The organism is Clostridium sp. FS41 (assembly GCF_000954015.1).
GTDB lineage: Bacteria > Bacillota > Clostridia > Lachnospirales > Lachnospiraceae > Enterocloster > Enterocloster citroniae.
The window spans coordinates 1-20307 of the sequence record NZ_JYHN01000074.1 but is presented as its reverse complement, the minus strand read 5'-3'; the positions used below and the strand labels follow the sequence as shown (position 1 = coordinate 20307).

Annotated in this window: 21 protein-coding genes and 2 tRNA genes; 4 read left to right on the top strand and 19 right to left on the bottom strand. The window is 43.8% G+C overall.

Annotated elements, in window-relative coordinates:
* Positions 1 to 55 precede the first annotated feature (55 nt).
* The 11 genes from CLFS41_RS25020 to CLFS41_RS24970 all read right to left on the bottom strand — a co-directional run bounded on the left by CLFS41_RS25020 (position 56) and on the right by CLFS41_RS24970 (position 8359).
* Positions 56 to 538, bottom strand: a complete 483-nt coding sequence (locus CLFS41_RS25020) for a hypothetical protein (RefSeq protein WP_045093846.1) — start codon at positions 536 to 538, stop codon at positions 56 to 58.
* A gap of 41 nt (positions 539 to 579) precedes the next feature.
* Positions 580 to 1095, bottom strand: coding sequence for a hypothetical protein (locus CLFS41_RS25015; protein ID WP_045093845.1), 516 nt, complete (start codon positions 1093 to 1095; stop codon positions 580 to 582).
* Positions 1088 to 1582 (bottom strand): DUF4860 domain-containing protein, encoded by a 495-nt coding sequence (locus CLFS41_RS25010; protein ID WP_045093844.1) that lies wholly within the window; start codon positions 1580 to 1582, stop codon positions 1088 to 1090. Before CLFS41_RS25010 ends, CLFS41_RS25015 begins: the two co-directional genes overlap by 8 nt.
* An 11-nt stretch (positions 1583 to 1593) precedes the next feature.
* On the bottom strand, positions 1594 to 1923 hold the full coding sequence (locus CLFS41_RS25005) for a hypothetical protein (protein ID WP_007867027.1): 330 nt from the start codon (positions 1921 to 1923) through the stop codon (positions 1594 to 1596).
* 11 nt (positions 1924 to 1934) lie between these two features.
* Positions 1935 to 2993 (bottom strand): type II secretion system F family protein, encoded by a 1059-nt coding sequence (locus CLFS41_RS25000; protein ID WP_045093843.1) that lies wholly within the window; start codon positions 2991 to 2993, stop codon positions 1935 to 1937.
* Between the two features lie 14 nt (positions 2994 to 3007).
* Positions 3008 to 3979 (bottom strand): transglutaminase-like domain-containing protein, encoded by a 972-nt coding sequence (locus CLFS41_RS24995; protein ID WP_052665861.1) that lies wholly within the window; start codon positions 3977 to 3979, stop codon positions 3008 to 3010.
* A gap of 59 nt (positions 3980 to 4038) precedes the next feature.
* Positions 4039 to 4782, bottom strand: a complete 744-nt coding sequence (rlmB, locus tag CLFS41_RS24990; protein ID WP_007867037.1) for a 23S rRNA (guanosine(2251)-2'-O)-methyltransferase RlmB — start codon at positions 4780 to 4782, stop codon at positions 4039 to 4041.
* Positions 4779 to 5321, bottom strand: a complete 543-nt coding sequence (locus CLFS41_RS24985; RefSeq protein ID WP_007867040.1) for a ribonuclease III domain-containing protein — start codon at positions 5319 to 5321, stop codon at positions 4779 to 4781. The genes rlmB and CLFS41_RS24985 overlap by 4 nt, the downstream gene beginning before the upstream one ends.
* Positions 5306 to 6715, bottom strand: coding sequence for a cysteine--tRNA ligase (gene cysS, locus CLFS41_RS24980; RefSeq protein ID WP_045093842.1), 1410 nt, complete (start codon positions 6713 to 6715; stop codon positions 5306 to 5308). Before cysS ends, CLFS41_RS24985 begins: the two co-directional genes overlap by 16 nt.
* A gap of 116 nt (positions 6716 to 6831) precedes the next feature.
* Positions 6832 to 7374 carry a 2-C-methyl-D-erythritol 2,4-cyclodiphosphate synthase gene (gene ispF / locus CLFS41_RS24975; RefSeq protein WP_045093841.1) on the bottom strand — a complete coding sequence of 181 codons (543 nt, stop codon included), beginning with the start codon at positions 7372 to 7374 and terminating at the stop codon, positions 6832 to 6834.
* A 58-nt stretch (positions 7375 to 7432) separates the two neighbouring features.
* Positions 7433 to 8359, bottom strand: a complete 927-nt coding sequence (locus CLFS41_RS24970; RefSeq protein WP_007867044.1) for a diacylglycerol kinase family protein — start codon at positions 8357 to 8359, stop codon at positions 7433 to 7435.
* 192 nt (positions 8360 to 8551) lie between these two features.
* On the opposite strand from CLFS41_RS24970, the gene CLFS41_RS24965 reads away from it, so the two are divergent.
* Both CLFS41_RS24965 and CLFS41_RS24960 read left to right on the top strand, forming a co-directional pair.
* A tRNA-Val gene (locus CLFS41_RS24965) sits at positions 8552 to 8624 on the top strand.
* Positions 8625 to 8645: 21 nt separating this feature from the next.
* Positions 8646 to 8719 (top strand) — tRNA-Met (locus tag CLFS41_RS24960).
* 86 nt (positions 8720 to 8805) lie between these two features.
* Here CLFS41_RS24960 and CLFS41_RS24955 read toward each other — a convergent pair.
* From CLFS41_RS24955 to CLFS41_RS24935, 5 genes are all read right to left on the bottom strand, one after another.
* Complete coding sequence (locus tag CLFS41_RS24955) at positions 8806 to 10029, bottom strand: site-specific integrase (protein ID WP_242856914.1); 1224 nt, start codon at positions 10027 to 10029, stop codon at positions 8806 to 8808.
* A 215-nt stretch (positions 10030 to 10244) separates the two neighbouring features.
* Positions 10245 to 10427 (bottom strand): hypothetical protein, encoded by a 183-nt coding sequence (locus CLFS41_RS29920; protein WP_152649078.1) that lies wholly within the window; start codon positions 10425 to 10427, stop codon positions 10245 to 10247.
* Positions 10428 to 10508: 81 nt separating this feature from the next.
* Positions 10509 to 15284 (bottom strand): hypothetical protein, encoded by a 4776-nt coding sequence (locus CLFS41_RS24950; protein ID WP_152649077.1) that lies wholly within the window; start codon positions 15282 to 15284, stop codon positions 10509 to 10511.
* A gap of 621 nt (positions 15285 to 15905) precedes the next feature.
* Complete coding sequence (locus tag CLFS41_RS24940; protein ID WP_045093837.1) at positions 15906 to 16250, bottom strand: DUF2589 domain-containing protein; 345 nt, start codon at positions 16248 to 16250, stop codon at positions 15906 to 15908.
* A gap of 860 nt (positions 16251 to 17110) precedes the next feature.
* Positions 17111 to 17305, bottom strand: coding sequence for a hypothetical protein (locus CLFS41_RS24935; protein ID WP_045093836.1), 195 nt, complete (start codon positions 17303 to 17305; stop codon positions 17111 to 17113).
* A gap of 104 nt (positions 17306 to 17409) precedes the next feature.
* On the opposite strand from CLFS41_RS24935, the gene CLFS41_RS31050 reads away from it, so the two are divergent.
* A complete protein-coding gene (locus tag CLFS41_RS31050) occupies positions 17410 to 17610 on the top strand; it encodes a helix-turn-helix transcriptional regulator (RefSeq protein WP_045093835.1) in 201 nt (66 codons plus the stop codon).
* A 399-nt stretch (positions 17611 to 18009) separates the two neighbouring features.
* Here CLFS41_RS31050 and CLFS41_RS24925 read toward each other — a convergent pair whose 3' ends face one another.
* Together CLFS41_RS24925 and CLFS41_RS24920 are read right to left on the bottom strand one after the other, a co-directional pair.
* A complete protein-coding gene (locus CLFS41_RS24925) occupies positions 18010 to 18453 on the bottom strand; it encodes a GNAT family N-acetyltransferase (protein WP_045093834.1) in 444 nt (147 codons plus the stop codon).
* Positions 18454 to 19049: 596 nt separating this feature from the next.
* Positions 19050 to 19373 (bottom strand): hypothetical protein, encoded by a 324-nt coding sequence (locus CLFS41_RS24920; RefSeq protein ID WP_045093833.1) that lies wholly within the window; start codon positions 19371 to 19373, stop codon positions 19050 to 19052.
* Positions 19374 to 19502: 129 nt separating this feature from the next.
* Between CLFS41_RS24920 and CLFS41_RS29915 the strand changes: the two genes are divergently transcribed.
* Entirely contained in the window at positions 19503 to 19673 is a 171-nt protein-coding gene (locus CLFS41_RS29915) for an Arc family DNA-binding protein (RefSeq protein ID WP_152649076.1), read from the top strand.
* Between the two features lie 221 nt (positions 19674 to 19894).
* On the opposite strand, the gene tnpA is transcribed toward CLFS41_RS29915, so the two are convergent.
* A partial coding sequence (gene tnpA / locus CLFS41_RS24915) for an IS200/IS605 family transposase (RefSeq protein ID WP_045093832.1) occupies positions 19895 to 20307 on the bottom strand: 413 nt, incomplete at its 5' end.

Here is a 20307-nt window from a genome sequence, read left to right as displayed (position 1 = left end):
CGCACAGGATCCAATGTTCAAAAAAACAGCTTCCCCCGCCTCTTAAGGATCCCCCTCACCCCTGTGAGGACGAGGCTCCACCATCCCATACCGGTATGGAGTTGTCGATCTCGTACTCCTCACTGCTGTACACATACCAGGATTTTATCTCGTAACGTTTTTCCCCGCACATGAGCACCAGTTCAATGTGGAGGGACTGCCCCCTGTCCATGGGGATATCCGTGGTGATAAGGCCGGCTTCCCGGTCATAAAGCTCGCCTAACCGGTCCTTTATTTCCAGGCTGCACTGGGTGGAATCCCGGCCCTTCCCCATCTCTTCCATAAGGACCTGGTCCACCTCCTTCAGCCACTGCTGTCCCTTGTTATCCGCCTCATAATATCCGGTGACCGCTTCTGCATTGCGGCTGGCCAGCATTAAGTCCCCCTGGGCGCTGCTCAGGGAAAGCAGGCCAAAGGTGGCCATACACAGCACGATAAAAATAAGGATAAGGGAGGAGACACCGATATTAACTTTATTTCTGGAGTTCTGTCCTGCCATCTGTTTCCTCTTTCATGGATTTTATATTCCCAAACCATCTTCTACGGAGCCTCATAGTCTTCCGTCTGAAGGCGGTAAAGGACCTTCCCCTTATCGCCTCCGTTATCATAGCGCATCACCAGGATATCGGCCCGCCTCATGCTGTCCACCGTACCCTGGTAAATGATTCCCAGATATGGCGTATGGGATGACGGTTCAGTAACCTGCCACTCGCTGTCCCAATATATGGCATGCATCCCCTCGTATCCCGGGCCGGCCGTCAGTTCCTTAAGCCAGTCGGCCCGGGCCTGATCCTCGCTGTCGGCATTTACCAGATGCTCCCATATATTCCGGTCCGGCAGTGTCCCGCTCCACTGGGGTTCCTGTCCCGCCTTCAGCTCCTCTGCCAGGCTTTGGGCCATGAGGACCGCCTGATTGATATCCCTGGCATCCCTGCTGATGCGGTCTGATTTCACAAACACCATTACACAGATGCTGGCGCAGATAATAAAAAAAACCACCACCACCAGCATTTCCATCAAAAATGGCCCTGAACCGGACCCGCTCTTCCTATTCATCCGTCTCAAGTCCTCCGCTCCTGAGAGAAAGGCTGATGGCGCCTCCCCCTTCTCCCAGCGTTTCTATGTGCAGCAGCGGTCCGCTTTTTTTAAGTTCCAGCCCGCCGCACTCCAGTATCTCCAGTCCGTCCTCCAGCCCCAGCCCGCTCTGAGTATCTGTAAACAGCTCGCGGATAGTACCGTCCTTCCAGTAGATCCAGGTCACGTATTCAGATTCCCCGATCTCCTGCTTCATCTCAAGCACACCGGTCCCGTCCACGTCCACCACATCCACAAGGCCGGCCCGGTCGCCCTGGCGTACCTTATTGGCAATATAGCTGAGGGCTGTATTGCCCGTATAATTCAGATCACTGCGCACTGTAATGTTCTCATATACCCTGCTTCCGATCAGCACTGTAAAAAGGGCACTCAGAACAAATACCAGAAACAGCAGCATTGTAAAAAGCACACTCATGGTATGGCCCTTTTTCTCTGTTTTCTGAATCATTCTGTTGCCCCCTATTCCTCTATGGGTATGATATTGATCTCCGGCATTACATTGGATGCAAAGCCATCGTAAAATACATTATATTTCTTACGGTTGATCTGAACCCCGTAATTTTCCTCCAAATATTCCACGCTGGGCGGATAACGCCCCTCAATGGCATAACACTGGACCGAAGCCCTTGTAACGGCTTTTTTTAAAGTCTCTTCCTCCCTGCCCCCTGTCCGGCCCGCAAAATTCATTGTGACAATGGCAAATACCGCCACTGCCACTGCCATGGCTGTCAGGGATAACAGGTAGCCATATACGGTATTCTTTTCTTTCTTTGTGTCCCGAACCTTCATGACCCGGCCTCCTAACCGATCGCTGACAGCACTCCCACCAGCGGAAGCATGACAGACAGTAGCACCAACCCCACAGACACTGCCAGGACCGCTACGATCGTAGGTTCAAACCTGGCGATCATATTGTCTATGGCGGCATCCGCCATCTCCTCGTAATCACCGGAGATTTCCTCCATGACCTGATCCAGATGGCCGCTTCTGCTTCCCACTTTGATCATCTGTATATAAAAGCCTGAGAACAGGCCAGTGTCCTTCATAGACTGGTAATAACTCTCGCCCATCTGAAGCTGTTCCGAACATTTGCCAATGCGCTCAGCCACTGTCTGGTTGGCAACCAGTTCCCTTGCCAGTTCCATTCCCTTTTCCAGCTCCATTCCACTCTTTAAGGTCAGGGCCAGCACAGCGGTAAAACGGCGGTTGGCCACGGCCAGGGCAATCTTGCTGCGTCCCTTTACATAGCTGATGAACCGCTCCACAAAGCCAAACTTCTTGCCAAACCTGGAAGCCAGCCAGATACCGCCTATGAACACTGCCAAAAGGGCGGATACCACCAGGGCGCCTCCGCTGAATACGCCTCCCAGGCGGATCGCCGAGACAGCCACCGGGGACATCTGAGCCCCCAGCTGCTCATACACCTTGTTAAATACCGGCATGACCCGTGAAAACAGAACAAACAAAACCACCAAAAGCATGACAACCATCATAATGGGATAGGTCACTGCATTCTTGATGGCCTGTATCAGGCGGTATTCCTTATCATAATATTGGGAAAGGGACTGCATCATCTGGTCCATGGTGCCTGTCTGCTGGCCCAGCTTAGCCATCTTCACCACATAGTCAGGAAATACCTTTGCGTCTTCCAGCACCTTAAAAAAAGGATCTCCCAGTTCCACGCCCTCCGCCATGTAGAGCAGCATATCCTTTTCCTTTTTGTCCGCCGCGTCCTCGGCCATAATGGAAAGACCCTCATCCAGCGGCACCGCGGCTTCCAGCAGCAGTGATATCTGCAGGCAGAACGCGGACAGCTCCCGGTAGGAATAGCGGTAATACGCCTCTCCTTGCTTTGCCATCTCCTTGCCTCCTGTTAATAGCTGTATTTTGCCTTATAATTGGCGCCATTGCCAATGTACTGCATGATCTCCTGGCTTTGGCCGCTGGAGGATGCAAATGTGGGATCCATCAGTTTCCAGCTGTTCCCATCAAAATAAATAATGTTATCCACCCAGCCCTGTCCTTCCAGGTACACGTTGATCCATGCGTGATACAGGTTCCCTGTATAACCAACCACCAGCTTGGTGGGAATGTCCTGGGAACGGAGCATGGCCGTCATCAGTGCCGCATAATCAAAGCAAATCCCCTTTTTCTGGGCCAGCACCACATCCACATTGGGAAGATAGCCCGACTGAACGGAGGTGGCCTTGGCCGTATCGTAGGATACGTTGTCAATCACGTAATTGTAAATAGCTGCCACTACCCCGATCTGATCCGATGCACCTGCCGCAACCGCCGCACCTGTCTGGACCGCTGCGCTGGCAGCATTAAAATTCACATACTGGTTGGGGTACAGGAACGGACCAAACTGGTTGGTGACCCCCGCGTCAATGCTCTGGCTGAAGGCCTGGGAATACTGGTTGCCCTGAATATTCTCAAACACCTTTACCTGATAGGATCCGCTGCCCTCCGACAGTGGGAACACCTCATAAACGCCGCTGTTGTTCAGATCATATGTATAAGTCTCGGAGCCGCTTTTGGTTATCTGTATCTTGATCTTCCCAACGCTGCCCGTGTACTTGACCATGATATAACCCTCTGAGACATTGGAGGCGTCCAGAGTAGCCTTTTCGTTCTTATAAGTAGTTGTGCCGGACGCAATGGGCGTGCGCACATAGCTTCCGGCCGGTTTGCTGTAAAGGGGCACCTGGGCATCGTCTATCTCCACCGCCGCCTTGCCGGACTGGGCCAGGGCGGCCGGTGATGAGATCCCACCCGCGGCCACACAGGCCGCTGCCAGGAATGCCGTTAATTTAACAGATGTTTGACCGATTATTTTCAACATAAGATCACCTCTTACTAAATCAATGGGATTCATGCATATATCTGCGGACCGCCCCGGTGTTAAGCCATGGTGCGCTGCCTTACGATCTCGTAGGCCAGCACGCCTGCTGCCACAGAGGCGTTCAGTGAATCAATATCACCCTTCATGGGTATGGATGCTGTCATATCGCAGTGTTCACTCACCAGCTTGCCCACACCCTCCCCTTCATTGCCAATCACAAGTCCAATGGGTCCTTTCAGGTTCACTTTATACATCACTTCACCGCCCATGTCGGCACACACAAACCACATGCCCTTTTTCTTCAGATCTTCCATGGTGGCCGTAAGGTTGGTAACTTTTGCAACCGGGGTATAGTTAAGGGCCCCTGCGGAAGTCCTGGCAACCGTGGCTGTCAGTCCCACGGCCCTGCGCTTTGGGATAATGACTCCATGGGCACCGGCCAGATTGGCTGTCCTGATGATAGCTCCCAGATTATGGGGATCCTCGATCCCGTCCAAAAGGATCAAAAAGGGCGGTTCCCCCTTTTCCTCAGCGGCCTTCAGCATATCCTCCACCTCTGCGTATTCATAAGCGGCGGCAGATGCAATAACGCCCTGGTGCTTTCCTGTCTCAGACATCTGGTCCAGACGTTCCTTGGTCACATAATTGACGATCGTGTCATGTTTCTTTGCTTCCCGGACAATGGTGCGCACCGGCCCGTCCTGACAGCCGTCCAGTACAAACAGCTTGTCAATGGTCTTGCCGGAGCGAAAGGCTTCCAGCACTGCATTGCGCCCTTCTATGGTCAGTTCTTCATATCTCATCTCATGTCTCCTGTTTCTTCGGTTTCTCCTGTGGATTTTCCGTCCCTGTCCTCACAGTCAGTCCTTCCAGCCGGATCAGCCCCGCTTTCCACAGGCAGTTCCCCCAGCCGGATCAGGCCCTGGCTTACAATGTATACCAGACGTTCAAACTCTTCCTTAATGAACAGCCAGCCCACCAGGGCCTCCATTCCGGTAGCGGTCCGGTAATCGATGACCGAAGCATTCTTTGCCGTTGTGGCGGACTTTGCATTGCGTCCACGCTTGTACACCCCATGTTCTTCCTCTGTCAGCAGTTCTTCCACCGCCCTTATGAGGGCGGCCTGGGTGGGTGCCTTTACCAGCTGGGCACTGCGCTTGTGCATCTTGTTCACCTGCATGCTGCCCTGGTTGATGACCCTGGCGCGGATGATCAGTTCATACACCGCATCCCCAATATAGGCCAGAACCAGTGGCGAGTAGGAATTCGCGTCCACTGGTTCAAGCTTCATACACTGTTTATAATATGTGAGAAAATCTGTTGTGGTTACACTCTCTTCCACTTTACACCCTCTCTGGTGTCCTCCAGGACAATACCCATATCCAGAAGCTTTCCGCGGATCTCATCTGCCAGCGCAAAGTTCTTATCCTTTCTTGCCTGCTGTCTGGCCGCGATCATATCCTCGATATCGCTGTCCAGCACTTCTTCCTTTTTCTCTGTGATAATGCCCAGGACATCGCACAGATCCTCAATGGTCTTTTTCAGATAGGACACATATGCTTTGGTGCTGGAAGCATCCGCCGTGGAGTTGGCCAGCTTCACCAGCTCAAACACTGCGGAAATGGCATCAGCTGTATTAAAATCGTCATCCATGGCTTCCTCAAACTTGCCAAGCAGCCTGCCTGCTTCTTCCATATTACTCTTCTCTGCATCGGTAACGTCCGCACCCTCAGCCTTTGCATCCAGGTCCTTTAACTTATCCACACAGTTTAAGATACGCTCCAGGCCGTTCTTGGACGCCTCCATCAGATCCGCGCTGAAGTTCAGCGGGCTGCGGTAATGGGCGCTGAGCATAAAGAAGCGCAGTACCTGCAGATCATACTTTTCACTGATCTCACGCACTGTAAAGAAGTTTCCAAGGGACTTGGACATCTTCCTGTTATCGATGTTAAGGAATGCGTTGTGCATCCAGTAGGTTGCAAACGGTTTTTCATTGGCGCATTCACTCTGTGCGATCTCATTCTCATGGTGAGGGAAGATCAGATCCTCGCCGCCCGCGTGGATATCGATCTGGTCACCCAGATACCGTTTGGACATCACAGAGCACTCAATATGCCAGCCCGGCCGGCCCTTGCACCATGGGGACTCCCAGTATGGCTCCCCTTCCTTTTTCGGCTTCCACAGCACGAAGTCGCTGGGATCTTCCTTGCCTTCCTCACCGGTCACCTTGATCTCGCGGAAACCGGACTGAAGCTCATCCAGGTTCTTATGGGACAGCTTGCCGTACTCCTCAAAGGAACCTGTCCTGAAATAAACGGTTCCGTCCGTAGCCGTATAAGCATGGCCCTTGTCGATCAGGGTCTGGATCATCTCCAGCATACCGCAGATTTCCTGGGTTGCCTGGGGATGAACGGTGGCCGGCTTAACATTCATACCCGCCATGTCCTTTTTGCATTCTTCAATATAGCGCTGGGAAACCGTATCCGCATCCACGCCTTCCTCAATCGCCTTCTTGATGATCTTGTCGTCCACATCCGTAAAGTTGGAGACATAGCGCACATTATATCCCTTGTACTCAAAGTATCTGCGCACTGTGTCAAACACGATCATGGGCCTTGCATTCCCGATATGGATCAGATTATAGACAGTGGGGCCGCAGACATACATCTTGACCTCACCTGGCGTCAGGGGTACAAACTCTTCTTTTCTTCTGCTTAATGTGTTAAATATTTTCATATTCTCATTCTCCTCATGGATTATTTCTTTCTCTGCTTTGCATACCCTAAACGGACAAGGGTTATGTTTTACCTTCATATCCTAATAAGCTGCTTATCATTATAAATCTTTTGATCTCATCCCCGGCCACAGCCAGGACAGCTTTTGCAGCCCTCTGCCATCATTTTATTATCATAGCAGTAATCAGCCACTTCCGTCAATAAGGTAATTGCCTGAGAAGAAATCCCCTCCCCGGTTCCTGTGAAACCAAGTCCTTCCTCCGTGGTAGCTTTGACGCTGACCCTGGACACATCCAGATGGAGTGCATCGGCTATATTCGATGCCATCCGGGGCCTGTAGGGCGCGAGTTTCGGCCTCTGGGCAATAATGGTGGCGTCAATGTTTTCTATGACATATCCCTTTTCCTCCAGGAGTTCCCCCACCTTTTTTAACAGTTCTATGCTGGAAATCCCTTTGTATGCCGGGTCCGTGTCCGGAAAATGCTGTCCGATATCACCCAGGGCAGCAGCCCCCAGCAGGGCATCCATCACTGCGTGTACCAGCACGTCCGCATCTGAGTGTCCCAAAAGTCCCTTTTCATAGGGCACATCCACACCGCCCAGAATCAGCCTGCGGCCCTCTGCCAGCTTATGCACATCATATCCTTGTCCGATTCTCATAATATCTCCTTATAACTGTCTCTATAACTGTCACTATAACCGTCTCGGTTTGGCAGTATTATATCATCATCCGCACCTTCCGGGCAATACATCCTGCCTGGATATCTGTCTGAAGCCCGCAGAATTCCCCATCCGCATGGACGGGAAGGGCTGCCTCCGTGTGGATAGCGATCTCCCTGCACTCAAAATTCCTGACCCCCTTCTGCCTGCCTCTGCGGCCTGCAAAGGCTGACAAAAGCACCGGGATCAGCTTTGTCCTGGTTGCGTGGCTGACCACGCATATATTCATCTTTCCATCACATCCATCCGCCTTGGGGGCAAACAAAAAACCGCCGCCCTCTGAGGGCTGGATATGGCATGAGATAAAAAGTATGTTGTTAAACTCTACCTTCTTGACACCGTCCAGCACAATGTAGCCCTTGGAGGACTTGCATCTGAAAAACTGGCGGATGCCTAAAATGATATAAGAAAGTCTGCCCAATCCCATGCGGCTTAAACGCTGCCGGCATCTGGATGTCAGCGCCTCCTGGCACACAGCCGCATCATATCCGATGCCTGCGCTCACCAGAAAACGTCTGTGGGATAGTTCCTGTTCCCCGTAAGAGAGGACTCCATAATCGATCATGGTAAAATGTCTGGGTGTAAGCTGCTTTTTCAGACACTTGATCACACTTCTGGGCATATGCAGGCTTCTGGCCAGATCATTGCCGGAACCAGCCGGTATATACCCCAGGCTTAAAGGGGCATGGAAAGAAACGCCGTCCAGGACCTCATTCATGGTCCCATCGCCGCCCACCACGATGATATACCGCGGTTCCCGCACACCATCAGTCAGCTTCCTGGCAATGGATCTGGCATCGCCGGTCCCCTCTGTCAGGAAAGCTTCATATTCTATATTATGATTATCCATATAGCGGGCCATGACTTTCCAGAGATTCATGCCTCTGCCGCTTCCCGCATTAGGGTTTACAATAAAGTTATACATAAGCGGTATCAGGGGTCCTTTCCTAGTTCTTTACAATTACATATTGCCTTCCGATATTATACCATAATCCCCTATAAAACACTAAGAAAATTTCTATAAAAAAAATTGCAGAAAAAGTCTTGACAATTACCACAATTTATCATATACTGTACAGGCAGTCGCGATTAAGCTGCTGCGAAAGCCTTGGAATGTGGGGTCTTAGCTCAGCTGGGAGAGCATCTGCCTTACAAGCAGAGGGTCACAGGTTCGAGCCCTGTAGGCCCCACTACCTACCAAAATCTAATATGGCGGAATAGCTCAGTTGGCTAGAGCACACGGTTCATACCCGTGGTGTCGAGAGTTCAAGTCTCCCTTCCGCTACTTGTGAATGACCCTGAAAGCTTGATAAATCAAGTGTTTCGGGGTTTTTGCTTTTGAAAAATATTGATTACACTTGATTACACTTTTTATATGGCCATCCTCTTATTCGCTGCTTTTTCCAATTCCTTTTCTCTCTCAGATACGTCTTTTTGGTCAAAACAATAATTATTTAGCGAAGTCTTTTCATCTTCATGACCGGCCTGTTCACGGATCGTATTAATGTTTACACCACTATCAAACAAAGAGGAAATATATGTTTTCCTAATTTTATGGTTGCTTTTATTATCTACACCTGCATAGTTGCATAAATCTTCAAGGTATTTGGTCAAAGTACGGCTCGTTCCTCTTTTCTTTGTCCTACTTGCAATAAAAATGTATCCATCATCATAATACCCACACTTCAAATTTGCTTTTCGGATTTCAGACAATAATGATTTCGCAATATTGTTCAAATAAACATCTCGATAGCCGGCCTCAGATTTAACATAGGAAACAACTTTGTATCCATCTGGCAGCACCTCCCCGCTATCATCAACCCTATATGTAGTAGTTTCCATTCTATTGATAGTTATATAATTGCCATTAATATCTTCCCATTTAAGCGCAACTAATTCTCCAATTCTAAGTCCGAGTTGGAAATTCAACAGAACAATCAATGGCGTGATGCACCATGTGCGATGGTCAAATTTATATCTCGCCGCCTCAGCAATCAGTTTTTGCTCATTTACAAGAAATACTTGCTTTCCATTATCAGGCTTTTTCTTATGCTGGAACATCTTTTTACTAACTTTTACCTTATCAAACGGATTTTCTCCAATATACTTCTTGTCAATAGCATACTGTAATAACTGTCCTACAACACTTTCAATCAGATAATATTGTTTTTTATCCAAACTATTATCTTTTACAATTGAATTCGCCCATTGGTTCAGGTACAAGAAGTCCAAATCACTTAAATGTTTGCTGGCTATTTCTTTATCTTTATACCATGTATTACACACCGATTTATATCGTTTGATAGTAGATGACGATTTTGTAAGCGTGTTCCTATATTTAATCCATTCGGGATATAAGTCAGTCAATGTTGGATTGGTCAGCGATATATAGTTTTCATCTTCCTCCATTGTGCAAAACTTTATAATCTCATCTTCTAGTTTTTCTCTCTGTTTTTTAGCTATCAGCCTCCTCTTATTTGGTTTACTTTCATCAGGCAGATATGTTCTCCATCTTCCATCGGATGATTCCCATATCTCATACGGATGTTTTCGTAAAATTCTTTGACGTTCTCTTTCTTGCATACTATTTCGCACATCATCCAAGTTAATTATACCCTGCGATATAGCATACTGCAATAAATCTTTGTTATCTACTTGTGTAATACTCTAGCACCCCTTTATTATTATACTTATATTTAATTTATCCTTTTCATAACATCAAAAGAGCGCCCCTTCTTGCAGAGACGCCCTTACTTCGTTTTTTCTTGTTAGATATTATAGTCTATATGACACCCATAAAAATCACACATCTAAATCCCAGCTACAAATAAATCACTCCAATTATTCTGCGGTGCACACACCCATACCCATGTTCCTACGGTTAACGCACGGTTGCATGTAACTGTATACTTTTTGCCTTTATACAGTGTTTCATATTTTCCATTGTCTAATATTCCCGTAATTTGTGCACGGAATGTTTTATTGTATTTCATGTCCCCATTTTCCTTTCATTTCAGTAATTAGTGTCTACTGCATCATTATAATAAGCGCCCATTTCTGAGCGCTCAATAAAGTTATCGTTTACCTAATTCTTGGATTATCGCACTCCTTAACTTTCCCTTTTGTATTCCCTCAAGGAATTGTTTAGCATCATTGCATTCTTCAATCGTAACATCTCCGATATTGATTTCTACATTTGTATTCTTTGGTGTAGTTGAATAATTATCACCATAATTCATATTGGAATAATCCGGCATAAGCCACTTAGGCGTTTTAGTCCAGCTCTCTAATCCTGATGCTTTTATATTTTCAAGTAACGTACCTTGCTGCGCTTCATTAACAACCATTTCCCCATCATCAGCAATGATAGGAACTTGACCCTGTTTTAATTTATGGGTGGCGTAATATTTAATTATCTTTTGGTTCTTGTCGAAGGTATCTCCGCCTATAAGCCCCCTTAATACGCCATCAGCGTATACTCCTGGTCCATGACTTGAATCGCTGGAATCCCAATGTCCACCACTGCCTGAGCCACTAGAACTTCCTCTGTCGTCATCATCACGATCAGCTGCATCTTCCAATGCATCCTTGACATCCTCCAGTATATCCTTCATATCAGCCACATTGTTTGTAAGCTGTTGCCAACTGGTGGTATATTCCGATATCAGCCCTGCATTTTCATTATACTGTTCCAGGGATTTAATTAGTTCATCCGAAGATTTCTCCAACGCACTCTGAATTCCTTTAAGCACAGCTTCCGCATTAGCAGCAGTACCATTGACTGTACCAAGATAATCATAAATATTCTGTAGATTGTCAGTTGCAGACATTTTACCGTTCATCTGGGATAATAAATCCTTGATACCCGCCTGTGCCTGTTCATAGGTGATGGTTCCTTCTTTGTAGGATGTGATATAATCCTGAAGGAGAGAGTAGATGTTGTCTGTAGATTCAATCTGCTCCTCATATTTCTGGATCTGGTCAGCATTTGTCTGATAGAGATTCTTGAACATGTTATAGATATCAGTATCATTACCAGAGGTTACTTTATCTTTCCATCCATCACCAAGAAGTTCATTGGCTTTTAGTTCATCCTGCGCCTGCTTGATTTTCTCTGCAATTTCTGACCATTTATCGGACTGCTTTTGTAATGCATCTACCTGGTCATTGTATTTTTCATTGATATCGTCAAGGGTATCATTCAATCCGTCCATTTCAGTTTGGAGATTATTCTTTGTGATATCATACTCGGCATCCTGGACAGCCTTTTGAGCGTCCCTTTCAGCCTCCGAATCTTTCTCCCAGGTTACTTCGCCTTCTCTCACTACTTTTGTGGTCTTCTGATTTCTGGCACGTTCTAACTCAAACTGGGCTTTTTCAAGATTGTACTGTAGATTCTTCTCGGTATTAGTTTTCTCCAATAAATCAAGCTGTTCTTGAAGAAGTTTGATCCTCTCATTGTAGGAATCATTTGTGAGTGAGTTTTCCGCTTCCAGCACATCCATCTGCGCTTTTATCGCGCCTGTAACAGCAGAAAGCACAGTATCCAGATCACCTTTTACACCATTCAGACCTGAAACAACCTTCTGCAACTCAGAACTAAAGGTGGAAATACTCTCCATGGGCATTTTCAGCAGTTCTTCGTTCCACTTATGAAGGTTCTGTACCATGGATGACATTTCACCATTCACATTTTGTAACTGACTGTAAAGCTCATTCCAGTTATCGCTTCCAGTATCATATTCAGACATTAGATCCTGGATCAAATCCGCCTGTTCTTTATACTGGTCTATAATCGTAGTGCCATTCGTAATTAGGCTCTGATAATAGCCAGCATCCAGCTTCTTCCCAGATGATTCCAATTCTGCGCCCCAGTTTTCAATCGTAGAGGTGATATCATTGTACATACCAATAATTTTACTGAGATTATCAATCGGTATCTGGGCTACTTCAAATTCCTTCTTTGCAATTGCTTCAAGTGCCTGTAACCGCGCGGACTCATAATCATCCACATGTTCGGTCAGTTCTGCATACTTTGCGCTGTCCTCAATTGGATCAAGCTTATCACGTTTATTCTTGGCAAGTTTGATCAGACGGTTATAGTTTTGTACCAGACGTTCAAAATTGTCTATCTGCTGCTGGTAGGCATCTGTGTCAACAACACTTCCGGAAGCTTTTATGTAGTTGATCTGTTCATCTACCAGGCTATTCATTTTTTCCAATCGGGAATTCTCAGCATCCAAGCTGTCAAGCTCTGCTGAAAGATATGCATCCTTATGCTCCCTGCGCTTCTCTTTTGCTTCATTGACACTCTGCTGTGCATCATACAGTTTGTTATAAGCATCCATTGCATTTGTCAGCTGTGTCTTTAGATTGCCGGAAACCAATTCAATGTCCACACCGCCATTTTCAATCTTGTCTCTATATTCGGGGACAAGAGCCACCAAATCCTCGTATGAACGTTTATAATCATCAATGGAACCTTCGGCGTTTTTAATGATCTCATTATCCAGTTGCATGAGACGTTCAAGAAGACTCTGCTTATTTTCCAGCCCAGTTCCATTCTTGATCTTCTCGGTCAGTTCAGTAACGGACATGTCAGCTTTGGAAGCTAACGCAATCAATTGATTCAATGTGTCCTCAGATGGGATACTGCTCGTGTTCATCAGATCGTTTACATGCTCCATCTCTGCTTTGGATAGTCCGGTATAAGCGGTGTAGGTGTCGGATAACTGACGTTCTAGTTCTGTCTGTTTATTTTTAAGGAGCTTTGTGCGCTGATCGATCCAGTCAATATCAGAGTTTTCCTTGGAAGATTTATCTTTGGAGCCAGATTTATTAGTTTTGGTTCCGCCACCATAAGAAGTGTTGGGGGTATTTCCTGTACCAAAATTTGCATCCACAGCACCATTAATTGAGTTAAGTAAATCCTGTTTTGCTTTTTCTGGATTATTAGAATACAGGCGGCCTTTACCTGCACCAGAAGACCCTGCGACACCATCCGCACCTGTTTTGAATTGAGAAATGGCATCTGCTGTTAATCCTGTTTGGACAGCTAATGCCTTTAGATTTTCTATGTCCCCATTCGTTGTAAGCGTAGTGCTGTTAGCAACTATCTTTTCTGCTACTAATTTGATAAGTGCGCCTTCGGTTATACCCGCTTCTATGCCTTCATCAACTATACGGCCTACTTCACTAGCGGTTGCACCCTCAAGGGCGGCACTCGCTTGTTCATTGTAGTACTTTTCAGCAGCAAGTTTATTATGATTATTGGCGAGAGCTTTTGTAACGATCTCCTCTGCATTGGTAACGCCCATCATCTTGAGCATAGAAGCTGTCAGGCCCTCAGTATGATTGGAAACTTGGTCAAGTATACCTGTTGACTTGATCCACTCAGAGACAAGACTATCAAATGCATTTTGACAGGCCTTTACATCCTTCGGAGAGTTTGAGATCTGTTCTACAAAATCTGTATAGGATTTTCCAAGTCCGCTAAATGTCTCCTTAAAATTCTTATCATCCAGAAGTGCATAATCAAATGGATTCTTCCCTTTCATAGATGACATGATCTTATCAAGAGATTCAAAACCTTCGGACATTTGATTGATGGCAGTAATCATTTCACTTTTTGAGAAAGGCTTCGTATATACAGAGGCGGACTTGCCAGCTATGCCATCCATTACAATACCCATATTTTGCAGACTGGAAATAATATCATCAATAGATAAAGAATACTCATCAGCCAATGCAATTAGATCTTTATATTCGTCATCTGCACCAGCATTTAATAATGCCTTTGCTTCTATATCTATTTTGCCCTGTAAGCCTCTGAACATATCGTTGTTATTCATTGAAGACAATTTGCTTGTGAAGTCCAGCATTCTTGTATCAGCCTGTTCAAAAACATCATCAGTAATAGCGGAATATTTTCCCCACTCTTCCTCATTGTCCTGTATTCCTGCTTTAATCTCTTTTAAATTCTGATATGCCGACTCGACTTGTTTATCTCGATAGGGATCTTCACTCTTTAAAACTGCCTCATTGTAATCTTTTACAGCCTGTATTGCATTATTGTATTGAGCTGATAGTCTATCATCCCGGGAAATTTGTGCCTTCAATATTTCGTTGTAGGTTTTCCCCAAGTTTTCTATATCCTTGGATGTATTATCGTAGGATACTTTTGATATCTCTAATACTCCGTCAAAAATATGTTCATCACCAAGCTCGTTCGCCTTGTTACGTACATCCGACATAAATGAGCCTATCGTTTTATAAGCATCCTTGGGATTGGCTTCTATTGATATCATGAAAGTATCCTGAAGTCCATCTATCGTAGTATCGGATATTTTGATTCCCTGGTCAGAGTACTTCTGTGCCAGTTCCTGCAAGGCTTTTCCACGATCACTATCAGAAATAACGTATTGGTCTGACAAAGTATAGGTTTGAGGTGTGTTCATTTTATTGGTAATGTCCCTAATCTCAGCCTCACCAATATCATTCAGTATCTTGTTAGCCGCTTCTTTATTTAAAGACTTGATTGCTTCAGTCTGATCACGATAAGCATCTGTAACTAAATTGACTTTGCCATATTCGTCACCGTATTCATTGTTAAGTTCAATCTGTAAATCAAGAAGTTGTTTCTTGACATTGTAGGTATCCTCTTCGTTACCCCTTGCTTCTAAAAGAGCATGGTGTAATTCTTCATACCGCGTTGTATAATCCTTAATTGACTCAGATGTATCAGAATATACATTTGCTGCATCTTGAGCCACACGAAGGGCTTCTTCCTGTTTCTGTTTATAGTAAGAGAAGGCCATTGTAGCTCCAGATACAGCAGTTGTAATCGCCATGATGGATATCCCAATGGGATTTGTAGCAAAGGCGGTTTTTAATGTATTGAGTGCTCCAGCAAATGAGAAGGTCGCGTTAGTTGCTACATTTTCGGCACTGGCAAAACCAAGAGTGGAGAGCTTTTATGTGAGCATGGCTGTATCGAAGCGGGTAAGATCATGTGTTTTCAGTAACTGTCCTATATAGGTTATCCTGTGGCAACTTCCCTTTCATTAAATAATATACTCCTAAAAATGGGCTAAACATACCCGACAAATAACGAATGATACCATGTGTATATGTATATAATACCCTTCTATTCTTGTCTAAAAAAACCACCTTAATACGAACTAATCTTTTGCCAATTGAACGTCCATCAAAGAAATGGTCGATCACAAAGTTATACACTATGAACCCAAAAAAATACGAAAATTTAGCTATAGGACGTTCAGCTACTTCCATAGAAAATAGAAATATAATATAAAAATAGATCGATAATTCAACAATAATTAGATCGATAGAAAATGCAATAAATCTTTTCATTTATTATTAATCCTCGTATCTTCCTATTTGAGGTTTACTACCACAATACTGTCCTTATTTGGATTACCTGAAGCTCAATTCCAGCTTAATACCGAGTTTCATATTTTTTTATTACATATCGGTATCTGGCTTTCTATCTTGTCAATCGCCTTTTCGGTTTTGTCCATTATTTTCTGTGGCTGCTCATCCGAATCATCATGGGATATTATCTTACCTTCATATGCATTAACCGTATATCCCATGTTGGTCCACCCTCTCCGAGATGTGTATTCTACTTTACTGTCATCCTTTTCCTTATCCTTTGGTATTTCTTTTACTTTCATTTCAAAATTATTTGTTGCTTCTTCCATTGTGAAGGCCGGAACTGGAACGAGATGCAACAATGGAGCCGTGATCTCAATCTTGTCTACCTTTTCTTTTTCTGATACATCCTTTTCTGACATATATACTATCCTTTCGTATATTGGAGTCGTTTACTTAACATTAGTTGGTATTCCTTGTAAAAAACCATCATAATAATTTTGTGTTGAACTACCACAATTCGGACAAAAGCAGGTGAAATCATCACATACACATCTACACTCTGGATCAGTACAACGGTTCCCTCCAAATTCATAACCGCAATCGCAATACATTTCTGATATTTCAGAAAATTCTTTACATATAGGACATTGCTTTGATTCAGACATAATATCACCCCTTGGTATTGTATAGATTTATTTTAGCACTATATATTAGGGATTACAATGGAGATGGGGCCTGTGGTATAAATAAGGATATATCTGTAATTCAAATTATTACAGTATCAAACACTTTGATATTCAAACCATTTCCGAACTGAGATTTTTCCTCACGTCCTTTCACTCATCTCCTATAATCCCTTATTTTCTAAGCATTTTCCCATATATTAGTAATCATTCCTAATTCATCATATCTGCTCCAACATAGCTGAAACCCCTTGTAAAATAGGGAGTTTGCCGAACACGTCTCACAAGATGACACATTGTCACTTTCATTCACATCACTAACAGCAAAATTCCTTGTAAAATAAGGCTTTTTAACATGCTACCGATGATATCCCGAACCCCATAACAAATATCTTCATTAATTATAAAAAGCGCTCTATTCCTACCGTTTTACTAGGATTTAACTTTCTATGGATCACACTACCGAACACCTTACCGAACTCTATTTTTCCAGCAAAAAAGCAGATATCATACTAGATAGCTTGGAAATGAAGTGTGAATGGATAAAGTGCAAAAAGGCCCGACTGATTCAAGATCATATCTGGCCTTTCTTTCAATTATTTATTATCCTTTATATTATCTAACTCTTTTAAAATTCCTCGTATCTCTTCTATTTGACTTTTACTTGCCCTCTTAGGGAATCTTCCATTTTTCACCCAATACTCCAGTCTAAATACTGATGCAGCTAGTTTCTCCAATATAATACAAATAAAATAACGTAGTGTATAGTAACTGCCCCTTTTTCTTTTCATTTATCATTCACCCCTGACAATTATTATACATGTATTCCCATACTTTTGGCAATGTTCAATATTAGTAAGCCACAGTAAACTTTCTTATAGATGAGGTGGATGACATGATTACTTTTGAACCATTCTGGAAAACACTAAGAGAAAAGCAGATAAGCCAATATGACCTTATAACTAAATATCATATGAGCAGGGGAACCTTGGACAACCTGAAACATAATAGAAGTATTACTTTACGGACGCTCAATGATCTATGCAATATGTTTGATTGTAATATCACGGATATAATACAATTTGAGAAGGATTAAGGGATGGAAAACCATCCCTTTACATTCGCGTAGGCAACTGTTTATATAGCATTACAAAGACGCTTTATCTCCTGCATGGCGTATACATATGTCTTATTCATTTGACAGCCACCTTCTAAAACATACCTGGATATCATTTGATGTAATTGATCCGCTATCTTGTCATATAGTATAACACCCAACTACATTATCCACAACAATGAAGAAACAATGATTCACCTCTGCCCCATCATCTCCCAAAACCATGGCTGAACTCTTCTGCTAAAGGTAATTCTAAATTCTTACAGCAAAAAAGCAGATATCATTTGGGATACCTGCCTCTGCCTAATTCCACATATAATGCATCGTACGAGGTATGCAGCGCGCAGGACATGGAACGCTTATCTGACAGACCGAAAATTACTGCCTACTCATATATAAAAGTGGATAAGGGTTTCCCTGTTCGTCATTTTCTGTTCTTTTATATACCTTAAAACCCATATGTTCATAGAAACCTTTAGCAAGGGGATTTTGTTCATTAACCGCCAAATCGTTAATCGAATATTTTTTTATTCCGTACTGAAGCAACTCTTTGCCTAATCCTTTTCCTCTTTCTTGATGAGAGATAAACAGCATTTCAAGGTGCTGTTCAACTATTCCCATAAAACCCATAGGAACTTGATTTTCATTTTCTATTGTAATTAAATGCGGTATTTCTTTTAATGCTTGTGGCACATACTTCTTAATGTCTTCTATTTCGTTCACTGATAGAAAGAGATGTGTTGCCTTTACAGCACTTTCCCAAACATCTATTAGCTGTTCTATCAATAACGGATTTCTGTCCTTTATTTCAACGATTTTCATTTTCAGTCCTCCATAAAGCTTGGTTTGTTGGTTATACCCTTTCGTCAAAGGTGAATCGAATATGCACATTATATAGCATTTACCCATTTTAGACAATAAAAAGTTACTTTTTCTTTGTCCAGTCCATTTTTCTTCTGATGTGGCGGTTACTAGATTATACGATATCTCTGTCCCACTCCCCGACTCTCCCAAAAACAGAATTAAAGGCATACACTCTGTAACCATACAATGATTATTTGAAGAATCTTCGTCTGCCATCCTTTTATCTATTAACCTACTTTCTTACACAAAAAAGAAACCACCTTTATTATCTATAAGCAGTTCTTTCTAATCAAAATCTAAATGATACACACCCAAGTACTTTTACTTATCTAACGGCCCCGAAAATAGTGCTCCATAGTCAAACATTTTCATACACAAAGTTTCTGTGATCACTTCATATTTATCACTGATAATTTCTATATCCTCATCTTCTTCTCTATCCGCTCCGGATATGTAATCCCCTTAATCCTGTTCCTTCTATAGTTATAGCAGCTTCACACACTTTCGTAGTCCATCCTCTATCCTCTGCCTCTACAATCGAATAAATATCTATATTATTTTACACAAGCAGAGTCAAGCTTATCATATCCTTTGACCAACTCCCTCTGCAACCGTGCACCCACAAGTATCCCCAGCTTAAAATAGCATTCATCATGAGAGAATGCAAATTCCGTTAGAGCATCCAATAATCCATTGTCATCTGTGCTTATATCTGGATACCATTCCTTAATTTTCGCTATTATAATATCATAGCTCTCCTCAATCGCCTTTTCGCATTCATCAAGGTTTTTGTCCACGGATACATCCACCCCATCTATTATATATGTAATAAACGTATCTAAGTTTGCACGGTTTGCTATCTCCTTTATTCTATTCATGATTCTCTCCTTTTCTATGCTCTGGTTTCTATTCCATTATATTGTGCCGCCACTATGCCGTCAATTTATTTTTTGCCGTCATAATGGCTGTATAATGATGGCATACTATCCATATGGAGGTTTTAACATATGCCAAATGAAACATCCAAGTTCACTCTGCGGACAGATTCCGAATTGTTAAAGAAATTTAAGATTGTAGCTGATTATAATGGACGTTCTGCAAATCGTGAGTTAGAAGTTCTTATGAAAAAACATGTTGCTGATTTCGAGCAAAAACATGGAAAAATAGAGACAGAATGATCTTTAAGTCAGAGTCAAGACCACCGGCTTAGCCGGTGGCTTATTCTGCCCCTATAAGGGGCTGTTACCTGCTTGCGCCCGGAAGGCGCACTGAAAAGTCTGCCTGCTGCACCACATTCTCAGCTGCCCTTAAAAGGGCATGTTCAGTGCTTCCTTACTCCGGCTTAGCCCCAAAAGGGGCTTACTGGTTTGCTTTGACTCCCTACTGACTCTTAAGAGTCTTACTTCTTGTTTTTCTTCACCGGCTCACCCGTAAACGGGTCTATGTACTCTACTAACGACATCTGGTCATATTCCAAATCCTCTTTTATCTGATTTTGTATGTATGCCTTTATTGCCGCCGTATTCTTTCCTACTGTGTCCACGTAATATCCACGGCACCAGAAATGACGGTTTCCGTACTTATACTTTAGGTTCGCATGCTTCTCGAATATCATGAGCGAACTTTTTCCTTTGAGATATCCCACCACCTCTGATACAGAATATTTGGGCGGAATGCTTACCAGCATATGGATATGGTCTGGCATGCATTGTGCCTCGATTATCTCAATCCCTTTCCTTCGGCATAAGGTCCCTAGTATTTGACCTACATCTGCCTTGATATCTTTATATATTACCTGCCTGCGATATTTTG